Annotated in this window: 13 protein-coding genes; 3 read left to right on the top strand and 10 right to left on the bottom strand. The window is 62.0% G+C overall.

Annotated elements, in window-relative coordinates:
- Positions 1 to 68: 68 nt before the first annotated feature.
- From KJS28_RS03985 to KJS28_RS03945, 9 genes are all read right to left on the bottom strand, one after another.
- Positions 69 to 1,460, bottom strand: a complete 1,392-nt coding sequence (locus tag KJS28_RS03985; protein WP_213541830.1) for an aminopeptidase — start codon at positions 1,458 to 1,460, stop codon at positions 69 to 71.
- Positions 1,457 to 3,097, bottom strand: a complete 1,641-nt coding sequence (locus tag KJS28_RS03980) for an L-threonylcarbamoyladenylate synthase (protein WP_213541829.1) — start codon at positions 3,095 to 3,097, stop codon at positions 1,457 to 1,459. Before KJS28_RS03980 ends, KJS28_RS03985 begins: the two co-directional genes overlap by 4 nt.
- Positions 3,098 to 3,126: 29 nt before the next feature.
- A complete protein-coding gene (locus KJS28_RS03975; RefSeq protein ID WP_213541828.1) occupies positions 3,127 to 3,768 on the bottom strand; it encodes a lactate utilization protein in 642 nt (213 codons plus the stop codon).
- 3 nt (positions 3,769 to 3,771) lie between these two features.
- Positions 3,772 to 4,848 carry a peptide chain release factor 1 gene (prfA, locus tag KJS28_RS03970; protein ID WP_213541827.1) on the bottom strand — a complete coding sequence of 359 codons (1,077 nt, stop codon included), beginning with the start codon at positions 4,846 to 4,848 and terminating at the stop codon, positions 3,772 to 3,774.
- A gap of 9 nt (positions 4,849 to 4,857) precedes the next feature.
- Positions 4,858 to 5,349 (bottom strand): flavodoxin family protein, encoded by a 492-nt coding sequence (locus tag KJS28_RS03965; RefSeq protein ID WP_213541826.1) that lies wholly within the window; start codon positions 5,347 to 5,349, stop codon positions 4,858 to 4,860.
- Between the two features lie 103 nt (positions 5,350 to 5,452).
- Positions 5,453 to 7,345, bottom strand: a complete 1,893-nt coding sequence (abc-f, locus tag KJS28_RS03960; protein ID WP_213541825.1) for a ribosomal protection-like ABC-F family protein — start codon at positions 7,343 to 7,345, stop codon at positions 5,453 to 5,455.
- Between the two features lie 36 nt (positions 7,346 to 7,381).
- Positions 7,382 to 8,737, bottom strand: coding sequence for a UDP-N-acetylmuramoyl-tripeptide--D-alanyl-D-alanine ligase (locus tag KJS28_RS03955; protein ID WP_213541824.1), 1,356 nt, complete (start codon positions 8,735 to 8,737; stop codon positions 7,382 to 7,384).
- A complete protein-coding gene (locus KJS28_RS03950; RefSeq protein ID WP_213541823.1) occupies positions 8,734 to 9,795 on the bottom strand; it encodes a D-alanine--D-alanine ligase family protein in 1,062 nt (353 codons plus the stop codon). The genes KJS28_RS03955 and KJS28_RS03950 overlap by 4 nt, the downstream gene beginning before the upstream one ends.
- Before the next feature lie 171 nt (positions 9,796 to 9,966).
- Positions 9,967 to 11,115 (bottom strand): FtsW/RodA/SpoVE family cell cycle protein, encoded by a 1,149-nt coding sequence (locus tag KJS28_RS03945; protein WP_213541822.1) that lies wholly within the window; start codon positions 11,113 to 11,115, stop codon positions 9,967 to 9,969.
- Between the two features lie 171 nt (positions 11,116 to 11,286).
- On the opposite strand from KJS28_RS03945, the gene KJS28_RS03940 reads away from it, so the two are divergent.
- From KJS28_RS03940 to KJS28_RS03930, 3 genes are read left to right on the top strand one after another with little or no spacing between them, the layout of a single operon-like run.
- Positions 11,287 to 11,517, top strand: a complete 231-nt coding sequence (locus tag KJS28_RS03940) for an AbrB/MazE/SpoVT family DNA-binding domain-containing protein (protein WP_324614761.1) — start codon at positions 11,287 to 11,289, stop codon at positions 11,515 to 11,517.
- Complete coding sequence (locus KJS28_RS03935; protein WP_213541821.1) at positions 11,514 to 12,266, top strand: ABC transporter ATP-binding protein; 753 nt, start codon at positions 11,514 to 11,516, stop codon at positions 12,264 to 12,266. The genes KJS28_RS03940 and KJS28_RS03935 overlap by 4 nt, the downstream gene beginning before the upstream one ends.
- Positions 12,247 to 12,879: an ABC-2 transporter permease gene (locus tag KJS28_RS03930; RefSeq protein ID WP_213541820.1), complete on the top strand. Its 633-nt coding sequence runs from the start codon at positions 12,247 to 12,249 to the stop codon at positions 12,877 to 12,879. The genes KJS28_RS03935 and KJS28_RS03930 overlap by 20 nt, the downstream gene beginning before the upstream one ends.
- Positions 12,880 to 12,968: 89 nt before the next feature.
- Here the strand turns inward: KJS28_RS03930 and KJS28_RS03925 are convergent, their stop codons facing one another.
- The gene (locus KJS28_RS03925; protein ID WP_021859124.1) at positions 12,969 to 13,238 is read right to left on the bottom strand and encodes a hypothetical protein; all 270 of its coding nucleotides are present in this window, start codon (positions 13,236 to 13,238) and stop codon (positions 12,969 to 12,971) included.
- Positions 13,239 to 13,256 lie beyond the last annotated feature (18 nt).

Genomic DNA, 13,256 nt, shown 5'->3' with positions numbered 1-13,256 from the left:
AACGAAACAGGAACCGGCTTGCCCCGTAAAGGTCACGCCGATTCCTGTTTTGTGTATTTATTTGCACTTTACGCCAGATAGACGGCCTTGCAGCCCAGATAGTTCATGTAGCAATCCAGCTTGCCCACCGTCTCGAAGGGAGCGTGCATACTCAGCACCGGCACACCGGCATCAATGGTGGTGATGTTGCGGTTGGCCATGTACTGGGCCACCGTACCGCCGCCGCCGGCGTCGATCTTGCCCATCTCACCGATCTGCCACACCACGCCAGCCTCGTCCATCACCCGGCGGACATAGGCCACCGTCTCGGCGTCGGCATCGGAGGAGCCGCCCTTGCCACGGGCGCCCGTGTACTTGCACAGCCCCAGACCGTGGTTCACCTGAGCGTCGTTGCGCTTCTCATACACCTCAGCGAAATTGGGGTCATAGGCCGCCGTCACGTCGGAGGACAGGCAGAAGGCGCTCTCATAGCACACCCGCAGGGCAACGCCCTGACTCTCGCACAGATCCTCCATAAAGGTATCGAAGAAGGCGGACTGCATACCGGTGACGCCCATAGAGCCGATCTCCTCCTTGTCCGCCAGCATACAAACGGCGGTCTTGGTGGGGGTCTCCAGCTCCAGCAGAGCCTTCAGGGCCGCATAGCTGCACACCCGGTCATCGTGGCCGTAGGCGCCGATGAGGCTGCCGTCCAGACCGATATCCGTGGCATTAAAGGCCGGGACCACCTCCAGCTCGGCGGATGTCAGGTCATCCTCGCAGATGCCGTACTTCTCGTGGAGCAGATCCAGCACCCGCAGCTTCACACGGTCGCTGTCCTCGCTGTCGCCCAGAGGACGGCTGCCCATAAGAATATTCAGCGTCTCACCGGCAATGGCCTCGTTGAGGGGCTTCTTCCCCTGTTCACCGCCCAGATGAGGCAGCAGATCATTGATGACGAACTTGGGCTCGTCGCCCTCGCCCAGCACCACGGACACCGCCGTGCCGTCCTTCAGGGCTACCACACCCCGCAGCTGCAGGGGGATCGCCACCCACTGGTACTTACGGACGCCGCCGTAGTAATGGGTCTTGCCGTAGGCCAGCTCGCTGTCCTCATAAATGGGATGAGGCTTCAGATCCAGACGGGGAGAGTCGATGTGGCAGGCCACGATCTGTGCGCCCTCGGACAGGCTCTCCCGGCCGATCACGGCCAGCATCACGCTCTTCTTCCGGTTCACCCGGTACACCCGGTCGCCGGGCTGCAGGGCCATGCCCCGCTCATAGGGGATAAAGCCCGCCGCCTCCGCCAGCGCCACGGTGTGGGCCGTGCACTCCCGCTCGGTCTTGCTGTGGTCCAAAAAGCTCTTGTAGTCCCGGCAATAGGCCTCCATGGCATCCAGCGTCTGTTGGTCCACCCGGTCATAGCCGTTCTTGCTGCCGGAAAACAGCAGCTCTCTCTTGGCCTTCATTTCATCGGTCATCGTTCATGTCCTCCTTCGGTGATATGGTGGAGCTGCCGCAGCAGATCCCGGAAAAAAATCTCCGCCTTCTCCCGGAACGCCTCCGGCGTCTCCTCCTGATTTTCCAGCACATCTGTGCAGTGCTCACGATAATAGCTGTCCGGCTTCTGGGCCTGAATACGCAGCCGTGCGTACTCCTCCGGGATATGGTCCCGCTGCATGATCCGCTGAACCCGCTGCTCGCCGGGGGCCAGCACCGCCACCGTCCGGCAGCACAACTCCCCCAGGCCGCTCTCTATGAGGTTGATGGCATCCAACCCCACCAGAACCCTTCCCTCCATCCTCCTCCGCAGCACGCCGGGGAGATAGTCGAAAATAATGCCGTTGAGCCGCTCCAGCGCCTGCGGATCGGAAAAGACGAGACTCCCCAGCTTCTGCCGGTCCAGCTCCGTTCCCCGGAACACCTCGCCAAAGGCGTCCCGGATGCGGCTGCGCAGGGCTTCGTCCTCCCGCAGGGCCTGATGATACACGGCGTCGCAGTCCAATACCGTGCCGCCCAGCGCCTCCAGCGCCTGCAGGGCGCTGGTCTTTCCGGACCCGGTGCCGCCGGTGATGCCGATGACCACTGGGGCATCTCCGTCAATGAGGTGGAAGCCCGCCGCTTTTTTCAGCCGATTCCCTACCGCCAAGCCCAGCCCCGCATCATCGGGACACTGGGCGAAAATCTCCGTCACGTCCGTTCCGTCGAAGGTGCGCAGAGCGTCGAACACCCGCTGGGCCTGCGCCAGCTTGTCCGTGAACGGCCCCAGCCGATGGACGATATGACCTTCAAAATACCCAGCGAACTCGTCAAAGCAGATGACCCCCGCCTTTTCCCGCAGCAAGCCCCGGATCACCAGAGCGCTGTGGGCCGGGTCTCCGGTCACTGCCGTCACCGGCGCCTTGGGAGCGTAGTGACGGTACTTCATCCCCGGCGCACGGGGCTTTTCCCCGTCCTTCAGAAGCCCGGTGACGGCCTTATCTACCGCCACCGTACCCAGCACCTCCTCCAGCGCCTCCAACGGCAGTCCGCCGGGGCGCAGCAGCCGGGGCGGCGTCACCGTCAGGTCGATGATGGTGGACTCCACCCCCACCGCACACGGCCCGCCGTCCACGATACCGTCGATCTTGCCGTCCATATCCTCCGCCATGTGGCCTGCCGTGGTGGGGCTGGGCCGTCCGGAGGTGTTGCCGCTGGGGGCCGCCACCGGCACACCGGCAGCCTCGATGATGGCCCGTGTCACCGGATGGTCCGGGCAGCGCACGCCCACCGTCTCAAGCCCGCCGGTGGTTTGCAGGGGTACGTTCTCCCGCCGGGGCAGGATCATGGTCAGCGGCCCCGGCCAGAACCGCTCCGCCAGACGGTAGGCCGTCTCCGGTACCTCCCGGCAGTACCGCTCCAGCCACGAGGCATCCGGCACATGGATGATGAGGGGATTATCCTGCGGACGGCCCTTGGCCTCGAAAATATGGCGCACCGCCGTCTCGTTGAGGGCGTCCGCCCCCAGACCGTATACCGTCTCCGTGGGGATGCCCAGCAGCCCGCCCCGCCGCAGGATAGCGGCGGCCTGCGGGATGGCGTCTGCATCCGTCTCCGGATGGAATAGAATGGTTTTCACTGCGATCCTTCCCTTTTGCGGCGTATTTCTCAGAAACCCAGCTCCTCGCCCACCAGCACCACCTTGATGCGGCCTGCCGGGCGACAGATGCGGGTGGTGACGATCTGGCAGCAGATGCTGTCAGGCCCCGTACAGTCGGCGCACAGGCCGGTGACGGAACATGGAGTCTTGAGCCCGGCAAACCGCTGAGCGTTGACGGGAGCGGCGACCTCTCTGGCCCGGCGCATGGCTCCCTCCAGATCTCCGGCCACCTTGTTCATGCCCGCCACCACAATGACCTGCTCCGGTCCGAAACACAGAGCTGCCACACGGTTACCGGTGCCGTCAATGTTCACCAACTGACCGTCGGCGGAGATGGCGTTGCTGCTCATCAGGAAGGTGCCGCAGGTCAGCGCCTTCTTCAGCATCTCCTGCCGCTCCTGCGGCGTCTGGGCCGTATCCCGGTCAATGAGGGCGATGCCCTCTTGCGCCAGCCGCTGCTTGATCCCCAGTGCGTCCACCGTGGCGGTGCCGCCCCAGGACACCGTGTGCTCCTTGGGGATCAGCTCCACCACTTTCTCCACAGCCTCTGCCGCCGTGGAGACGTAGTAGGCCTCGAAGTGGCGCTTTTCCAGCGCCTTCACCACCTGCGGACCAGCCTTGTCGTATCGCTTCTTCGTGTTTGCATCCATGGCTCATTCTCCTTTCTCATAACCCTCCTGCAGCCGCCGGGTCTGATCGGCCAGCGTCAGCGCATCGATGAGGGCATCCAAGTCGCCGTTGATGACGGCGGCGAGGTTGAAATTTTTACTGTCCCCCGTGAGGCGGTGGTCCGTCACACGGTTCTGGGGAAAATTATAGGTACGTATCTTGCCGCTGCGGTCACCGGTCCCCACCTGACTGCGCCGGGTGGCAGCGATCTCGGCGTTCTGCCGGGCCTGCTCCGCCTCGTAGAGCTTGCTTCGCAGGATCTTCATGGCCCGATCCTTGTTCTTATACTGGCTCCGCTCGTCCTGACACTCCACCACCGTACCGGTGGGCAGGTGCGTAATGCGGATGGCGGACTCTGTCTTGTTGACGTGTTGTCCTCCTGCGCCGCTGGAGCGGAAGGTGTCGATCTGCAGATCCTTGGGGTCGATGGAAAGCTCCGTCTCCTCCGCCTCCGGCATCACCGCCACCGTGGCGGCGGAGGTCTGGATGCGTCCGCCGGATTCCGTCTCCGGCACCCGCTGCACCCGGTGGGTACCGGCCTCGAATTTCAGCCGGGACCACGCTCCGTCGCCCTCCACCGTGGCACAGACCTCCTTCACGCCGCCCAGCTCCGTGACGTTCTGACTGACGATCTCCAGCTGCCAGCCCCGGCGCTCGGCGTACATGGTGTACATCCGCAGCAGGTCCGCCGCAAATAGAGCGCCCTCCTCGCCGCCGACACCGCCCCGAATCTCCAGAACCACACTTTTTTCATCGTTGGGGTCTCTGGGCAGCAGCAGGCGCTTCAGCTCCTCGGCCAGCCGCTCCCGCTGCTCCTTGATCCGTGTCAGCTCCTCTTGGGCCAGCTCCCTCAGCTCCGGGTCCGACAGCATCTCCCGTGCCTCTGCGATGGCTTGCTCCATCTGCTGTAAAGCAGTAAAGGTTTCCACCACAGGCGTCAGCTCCTTCTGCTCCCTGCTCAGGTTCTTCAGCCGCTGCTGGTCGCTGTACACCGCCGGATCGGCCAGCTCACGCTCCACCTGCCGCAGCCGCTCCGCAATTTGATTCAGCCGATCTTCCATGGGGCCTCCTTACGTCTGCTCTGCCAGATAGCGCTGCACGTCCTGAATGAATTTATCCCGCCAGAACACATAGCCCACGGAGCCAGGCCGCAGGGATGCCTCCAGCAGATGGGGCTGGGCGGTGTAGCTGTCCATCTGCCGATAGACCTCCTCATACCGCTTATCGCCGCCTCGGGTCAGCACATAGGCCACCCGACTCAGCTCCTGCCCCCGGCGCTTCAGCAGCCCACGCACGGGGCTGGCACACCGTCCGGCCCACACGGGGCTGCCCAAAATTACCAGTCGGTATTCCTCCAAGGGCTTAGCCGTCTCGAATTTCTCCAGCGGATGGGTGGAGCGCCGCATGGCATCCAGCCCGGAGCGGAAATATCCCTTCCGCCCCTGCCGGTCCACGCCGTCGGTAAACTCCACCAGCTCGGCTTCCAGCGCCTCGGCGATCTCCGCCATAGTCTGACGGGTATTGCCGCTGCGGGAATAGTATAAACACAAAATGTCGCTCATCTATGGTGCCTCCTGATGGCCTGCCGGAGCAGGCCAGAGTAGAATTTCCTTGTTATTACAATATCTGTAAAGTGATAATACTTCTCAGCTTTTTCAAGGCGTGTTACTCCTCAATCTGCAGAGAAAGCTCCTCCCAGCGGGCCATTTCCTGCTCCAGCCGGGCCTCTACCTCCTGCTTCTCCTGATAGAGCCGATTCAGTTCCCCGGCATCGCAGGCGTGGGCCGCCATCTCCTCGTCCAGCCGGCGGCACTCCGCCTCCAGCTTGCTGATCCCTGTTTCGCAGATGGTCAGCTGCCGCCGGGCGGCCTGCTGGCTGCGGTTTCCACGTGGCGGACGGGTATCCCCTTTCTTCTCCTGAGCCTTCACCGGCTGGGGAGCCTTCTCCTGCGCCTTCACCGCCCGGTACTGGGCAAAGCCCATGGGGTAGTCAGTGATGGTGCCGTCCGCCAGCTCCCAGATACGGGTGGCAAACCGCTGGATGAAGTAGCGATCGTGGGAGACGAACAGCAGCGTGCCGTCAAAGGCCTCCACCGCCTCTTCGATCCACTCCCGTGCGGCAATGTCCAAATGGTTGGTAGGCTCGTCCAGAATGAGGAGGTTGATCTCCTCGTCCATCAGCATACACAGCCGCAGGCGGCTCAGCTCGCCGCCGGACAGCACCGACACCGGCTTGAACACATCCTCCCCCTGAAACTGGTAGGCGGCCAGCCGGTTCCGGGCGCTCTGGGCCGTCATACCCTTTTTCTCGTACAGCATAGTATCCAAAATGCTGCGCTCCGGGTGGTCAAAGTGAATGATCTGTGGCAAGTACGCTGCCTTTATAGACGGCCCCAGCTTAAAGATGCCGCTGTCTGTGGGCTCTATCCCCAGCAGCATATTCAGCAGCGTCGTCTTTCCGGTGCCGTTTTCGCCGATCAGGGCGATGCGCTCACCATCCTCCACCCGCAAATAGATGTCGGAGAACAGTGTCCGTCCGTCGAAGGCCTTGGAAACCCCCTTCACCTGCAGCACCTCGTCGCCCTTGAACTGGCGGCTGGCAAAGCGGGCATCCATTTTTTTGGCCTTGGTGGGCTTCTCCGTAGTACGCATCCGCTGGATGCGCTTTTCCATGGAGAAGGCCCGCTTATGGAGGGCGTCATTGCCCATGAAGGCCCACAGGTGCATCTGCTCGGCAGCCTTTTCCAGCTGCTGGATCTTGGCCTGCTCCTTGAGATACTGCTTCAGGCGCTCCTGGTAGCGGCGCTCCTTCTCCACGGCGTAGAAGCTGTAATTCCCGCTGTAAAACTCCGCCTTTCCGTCCAGCACCTCGATGATGCGGGTAACGGTGCGGTCCAGAAAATACCGGTCGTGGGAGATGGTCACCACCGTGCCACGGAAGGTGCGGATATATTCCTCCAGCCACTCCGTGGCCTGAAGGTCCAGATGGTTGGTGGGCTCGTCCAGCAGCAGGATATCCGTGTCCTCTAAGATCAGACGGCCCAAATTCACCCGTGTCTTTTCCCCGCCGGAGAGTTGGTCAAAGAGCCGCTGGCGCATCTCGGTATCGATGGAGAGGCCGTTGGCCACCTTGTTGACGGCGGTATCCGTATCGTAGCCGCCCAACCCCTCGAACCGGGCCGTCAGCTCGCCGTACCGCTTCAGGGTCTGGGAAGAGCTGTCTCCCGCCGCCATCTGCTCGGTAAGGCGGTCCATCTCCTCCTTCATCCGGAACATCCGTTCAAAGGCAGAGCGCAGCACATCCTCCACGGTGTATCCGTCGGGATACACCGGGATCTGGGAGATCAGGCCCACCCGGCGGTCGGGGGCCACCATTACCTGTCCCTCATCGTAGTCCAGTTCTCCGGTGAGGATACGAAATAAGGTGGTCTTACCGGCGCCGTTTTTCCCCAGCAGGCCCACCCGCTCCCCGGTGTCGATCTGGAAGGTGATGCCATCCAATATTTTCTTTTCCAGGTCAAAGGACTTGACCAGCCGGTTCACGCTGATATCGATCATAGATATTTCGTCCGTTTCGTTGTTTTCAGATGTATACTATGCTTCCTGAGTAAGGGCCTCCACGATGCGGTGGAACTCCATGGCATGGGACGCCTTTACCAGCATGGCTGTGCCGGGGGTCAGGGCCTCCTGGACGGCGGGCATTGCCTGCTCCACCGTGTCAAAGTGCAGGGCGATATTCCCCGCTCCCTGCGCCATAAGCCGGGCCTTTTCACCGATGGCGATGACCTGATCCAGCCCCAGCCGGGCCGCCAGCGCACCGGCCTCTCGGTGGGCGTCGCTGCTGAGCCGGCCCAGCTCGCCCATGTCTCCCATCACCGCCACCCGGCGACGGCAGTCGGTGTCCGCCAGAATGGTCAGCGCCGCCGCCATGGCCTGAGGATTGGCGTTATAGCAGTCGTCGATGATGAGCCGCTCCTCCGGCAGACGGATGCGCCGCATCCGGGAGCCCGTGGAGACATAATGCGCCACGCCCTCCCGGATCTGCTGTGCCGTCAGACCCAGCCGCTCGCCAATGGCCACCGCCATGGACGCCGGATAGATCATGTAGTCTCCCGGTGACGGAATGTGCAGCGGATAAACGCCGCAGGGCGTGGTCACGGTGCAGGAGAGGCCCTCCACTCCGTGGGTGACAATGTCCGTAACACGGACGGTGCAGTTCTCTCCCCGGCCACAGAGGATGGTCTCGAAGGGCAGCTCCAGTCCTGCCAGCAGAGCATCGTCGCCGTTGAGTACTGCCAGCCCGCCGGGCTGCAGATGCTCGAAGATCTCGCTCTTGGCCCGCAGGGTACCCTGACGGGTGTTGCCGAGATTTTCGATGTGGGCATCCCCGATGTTGGTGATGACCGCCACCGTGGGACGCACCATCTCCCCCAGATAGCGGATCTGGCCGAAGTGATCCATGCCCGTCTCGATGACCGCCGCCTGATGCTCCGGCATCAGGCGCAGCAGGGTCTGTGGCGTACCGATCTCGTTGTTGTAGTTGGCCTCGGTCTTGAGGGTAAGGAAATGCCGGCTCAGCACCGAGGCGATCATCTCCTTGGTGGTGGTCTTTCCGGCGGAGCCGGTGATCTGCACCACGGGGATGGGGAATTTCTCCCGATACCACCCCGCCAGCTGTCCCAGCGCCCGGAGGGTATCCTCCACCTGCACATAGAACTTCCCCGGCACCAGCGCCTCCGGCAGGCGGCTGCACAGGCAGCCCGCAGCGCCGTTCTCCAGCGCCTGCGTCAGATAGGTGTAGCCGTCAAAGCGCTCACCCACCAGTGGGATGAACAGGCAGCCCTGCTCGACCCTGCGGCTGTCGGTGCTGACGCAGGAAAAGCCCTCGCCGTCCTGCACCAGCGTGCCGCCGGTGGCCGCACACAGCTCCTTTGCCGTACAGGTCATCATGTCCGCTGCACTCCTCTCGCCTTCAGAGACTCCTCCACGATCCTCTCACAGAGGTCGGCATAGCTCAAACCCACCTGCGCCGCCTCCTGCGGAACCAGACTGGTGGGGGTCATGCCCGGCAGTGTGTTGATCTCCAGGCACCACGCCTTTCCCTCCTCATCCAGCAAAAAATCGGAGCGGGAATACACCGACAGGCCCAGTCCCCGGTGGAGCTTCAGCGCCATCTCACCGATCTGGTGCCACTCCTCCTCCGTGATGGGGGCGGGGCAGATCTCCTGAGCACCGCCCTTCTGATATTTGGAAACGTAGTCGAAATATTCGCCACGGGGGATGATCTCCACCGCAGGCAGATAGGCGTCCCCCAGCACGGCAATCTGGATCTCACGGCCCTTGATCTTCTTCTCCACCACCACGTGGTCGCCGTAGGTCAGCAGCTTGGCCAGGGCTTCCCGCAGCTGCTCCTTGGTATCCGGCAGCTCCACACCGATGGAACTGCCGCCGTTGACGATCTTCACGGCGCAGGGGACCTCCAACTCCTCCACCAGACGGGGGATATCGGAGGCCGTGTAATGGACGTCACGCCACGGTGCCGTGCGAATACCCTCAGACTCCAAAAACCGCTTGGTAACGGATTTGTCCATGGCCATGCCACTGCCCAGATAGCCAGAGCCGGTGTAGGGTACTCCCAGCAGATCCAGCGTGGCCTGAATACGACCGTCCTCGCCGCAGGAGCCGTGGAGCGCCAGAAACACGATATCCGCCATGGCGCACACCGCCAGCACGTCCTTGCCCAGCAGGGACGGCCCCTGATCCTTCCGACTGCGGCGCACGGCCTCCAGATCCGGAGCCTCCTCCGTGACCCGGTTGTCGCCGCACAGGCCGTCCGGGGCATCGAAGATATCCTCCAGCCGGCCCTCATAGCTCTCCAGCCCCAGGAACATATCCACCAGAATAGCCTGATGTCCCCGCTCCCGCAGCGCCCGGCACACACCGGTGCCGGAGGTCAGAGCCACCTGACGCTCCGTGCTGAGTCCACCGGCCAACACAACGATCTTCATAAGCTTTGCCTCGCTTTCCCTTGAATCACAGGGCGGCCCGCCGACTGCAAGCCACCTATTATATCAGTATGTCAGTATAGCATATCCCTCCGGCGATTACAACCGGGCAGGGAAATTTTCAACGACAAAAGAACCGCCCCATGGGGCGGTTCTTGGAAAAGCTCTATGCAGCTAACGCAGCCGGTCCGGCAGGGAGCGCTTCTGGATGCCGGAGACCATGCCCATGGCGATGAACAGCGTCACCACCGACGAGCCGCCATAGCTGATGAAGGGCAGCGTCAGGCCCACCACCGGCAGCACAAACAGGCACATCCCCACGTTGGAGACGATCTGGAACACCAGCATCCCCGCTACGCCCACGCAGATGTATGCGTCCAGCTGGCTCTTGGCGTTGCGGGCCGCCACGATACAGCGGATAACGATGGCCGCCAGCAGCGCCAGCGTCAGCACACAGCCCAGCATCCCCAACTCCTCCCCGATGACGGCGAAGATGAAGTCCGTGTGCCGGAAGGGCAGGTTCACGGAGGAGGTACTCTGGGTCTGAGCCCCGTGGAGCAGCCCTTGTCCCGTCAGGCGACCGCCGCCGATGGCCATCAGGCTCCGGGTCTGCTGCCATCCGGCCCCCAGCGGATAGAGACTGTGGTCCACCAGTACCTGAAAGCGCTCCTTCATATAGGGTGGGATCTTGTCCAGCTCCCACAGTAGGTAAAAGCCAGCCCCGGCGCCAAAGATGCCCAGAGCGAACCACCGGAGGGCTACCCCGGCGGCAAAGGCCATGCAGGCGAAGATACACACATACACCAGTGCGCTGCCCATGTCGGAGGAGATCGCGTAGTAAAGGCCGATGGTCACCAGCAGATTCCCCGCCAACAAACCCACAGCGGGGATGGACTTCATGTCGCCCCGGCCCTTCATCCACACCAGCTGGCGGGCCAGCAGCAGGATAAAGGTCAGCTTCACCACCTCTGCCGGCTGCACCTGAATGGGGATGCCCCGGACGCCCAGCCACGCCAGATTGCCGTTGGCCGACACACCCAGCGGAGTTTTCAGCAGCAGGAAGAAGCCAAGGTTAAAGGCCAGCAGCCACTGCCACTTTTTGCTGATCTCCGTCAGGTCCACCATGGACACCACGAAATACAGCACAATGCCCAGCGCCAAGCCGCACAGCTGGATGATGACGCACTTGAGTCCCCCCTGATACCGGGTGGCGCTGTAGATCATCACCACGCCGAAGAGGGACGTCACGGTACACAGGGCCAGCAGTAGAAGATCTGCTTGACGGATAATATCTAATATGGTATTTTTCACACTTTTCAGCATGGATGTTTCCTCGAATGATCTATATAGAGCTTATATCAATTTAGTGTACCACGTTTTCCTGCCGGTGTAAACCGAAGTTTTTGTGAACGTGGGATTGACAAGCGATGCCCGCGGTGATATATTGGAGTAAAAGTAAGAAAAGTTATACTTTTCATATTAGGAGGGATTGCAGTGGGAAAGAAGGACGACCGGTACTATATGTCCTCGGTAAAAATCGGCCCCAAGGGCCAGATCGTCATCCCCAAGGAGGCACGGGCCATGTTCGGCCTGGAGCCGGGGGACACGCTGGTGCTGCTGGCAGACACCAAAAAGGGCATCGCCCTACAGACGGCGGATAAGCTGAATCCCCTGCTGCGGCGGGTGTTTCAGCAGCTGCCGGGAGACGAGGAGGCGGAGGAATGAACGCACTGGCGGTCAAGGGGCTGTGTAAGCGCTATCCGGCCTTTTCGCTGGAGAACGTGAGCTTTTCCGTGCCGGAGGGAGCCGTCATGGGCTTCATCGGACGCAACGGAGCGGGCAAATCCACCACGCTGAAGGCTCTTCTGGGGCTGGTACACCCGGATGCCGGGGAGGTAACGGTGCTGGGCAAGTCCTTCCGGGAGGAGGAACAATCTATTAAAGAGCGCATCGGCGTGGTGCTGGGCGGCATCGACTTCTATCCCAAGAAGAAGGTACGGCTCCTCAGCGACGTGACCCGCCGGTTCTACGGCAACTGGCAGGAGGAGAAGTACCGTCACTACCTGAATCTGTTCGGCATTGACCAGGAGAAGCGGGTGGATCAGCTGTCTACCGGCATGAGGGTAAAGTACATGATCGCTCTGGCCCTGAGCCACGATGCCCGGCTGCTGATCCTGGATGAGCCCACCAGTGGGCTGGACCCGGTATCCCGTGACGAGCTGACGGAGCTGCTGCGGCGCATTGCCGCCGACGGGCAGCGCAGTGTGCTGTTCTCCACCCACATCACCTCGGATCTGGAGAAATGCGCCAGCCACATCACCTTCATCAAGGACGGCACCATCCAGCACACCGGCACGCTGGCGGACTTCCGGCAGCACTACGACTACCTCCGCCAGCCGGGACAGGAGCTGACGCTGGAGGACATCATCGTTTCCGTGGAGAGGAGGCCCTTGGATGAAAACGCTATTATATAAGCAGCTGCGGCTGGTGTGCCAGCCTATGACGCTGGTATTCTGCCTGTTCGGAGCCATGCTGCTGATTCCGGCCTACCCTTATACCGTCATGTGGTTCTATGTGATGCTGGGGCTGTTCTTCTCCTTCCTCAACGGGCGGGAGCAGAAGGACGTGTACTACTCCGCCTTGCTGCCCATCCGAAAGCGGGACACCGTCAAGGCCAACTGCCTGTTCGTGGGGCTCATCGAGCTGCTGGCGCTGGTCATCGCCGTCCCCTTCGCCCTGCTGCGGGCGAAGCTGGGTATCGGGGACAATCCCGTGGGCCTCAATGCCAATGTGACGCTGTTCGCCTGCGGACTGATGCTGTTCGCCGTGTTCAACGCCGTGTTCCTGCTGTCCTTCTACCGGACGGCCTACAAGGTGGGCGTATCCTTCGTGAAGGCGTGTATCGTCATGGCGGTGGCGGCGATCATCATGGAGGCCGCCGTCCACTTCCCGGCACTGAGCCGCTTCAACGGCTATGACCTGGCCTGTCAGCTGCCGCTGCTGGCGGCGGGACTGGTGATCTGGTGCGGCAGCTGGCCCCTGATCTTCCGGGGTGCCGCCGCCCGATACGAGAAGGTCGACCTGTAAGCGAGTGACCCTCAGCATCATCTGCGGACGGCAAGGACACCCTCTGAACAAAAGAGGACAGGGCTGCGCCCTGTCCTCTTTATGCTCTCTCAGTCCGCCAGACCTTTCCCGGCGGAAAACTGATCGTATTTCGCCTGAAGCCACTGCTTCAGCTCCTCCACACCGGCCTCGTCCCATGGGAAATCTCTCTCCTGCCTGTCCTGCGCCACCTCGTAGCAGTACACGGAATAAACCGCCGTGTGCAGTATGCCCTTTTCCTTCCCCATGTCAAAGCGGTAGCGGAAGTCTCCGATGCTGCCGGTATAGACAAAGGCCCGCTTGAACCAACGGGGCGTCAGCTCTGCAAATTGTGGATGCATCCTGTCCCCTCCCCTTTT

The sequence above is a fragment of the Vescimonas coprocola genome (genome assembly GCF_018408575.1).
Lineage (GTDB): Bacteria > Bacillota > Clostridia > Oscillospirales > Oscillospiraceae > Vescimonas > Vescimonas coprocola.
Note: the sequence above shows the minus strand (reverse complement) of the source record. Positions and strands in the feature narration are given on the sequence as shown.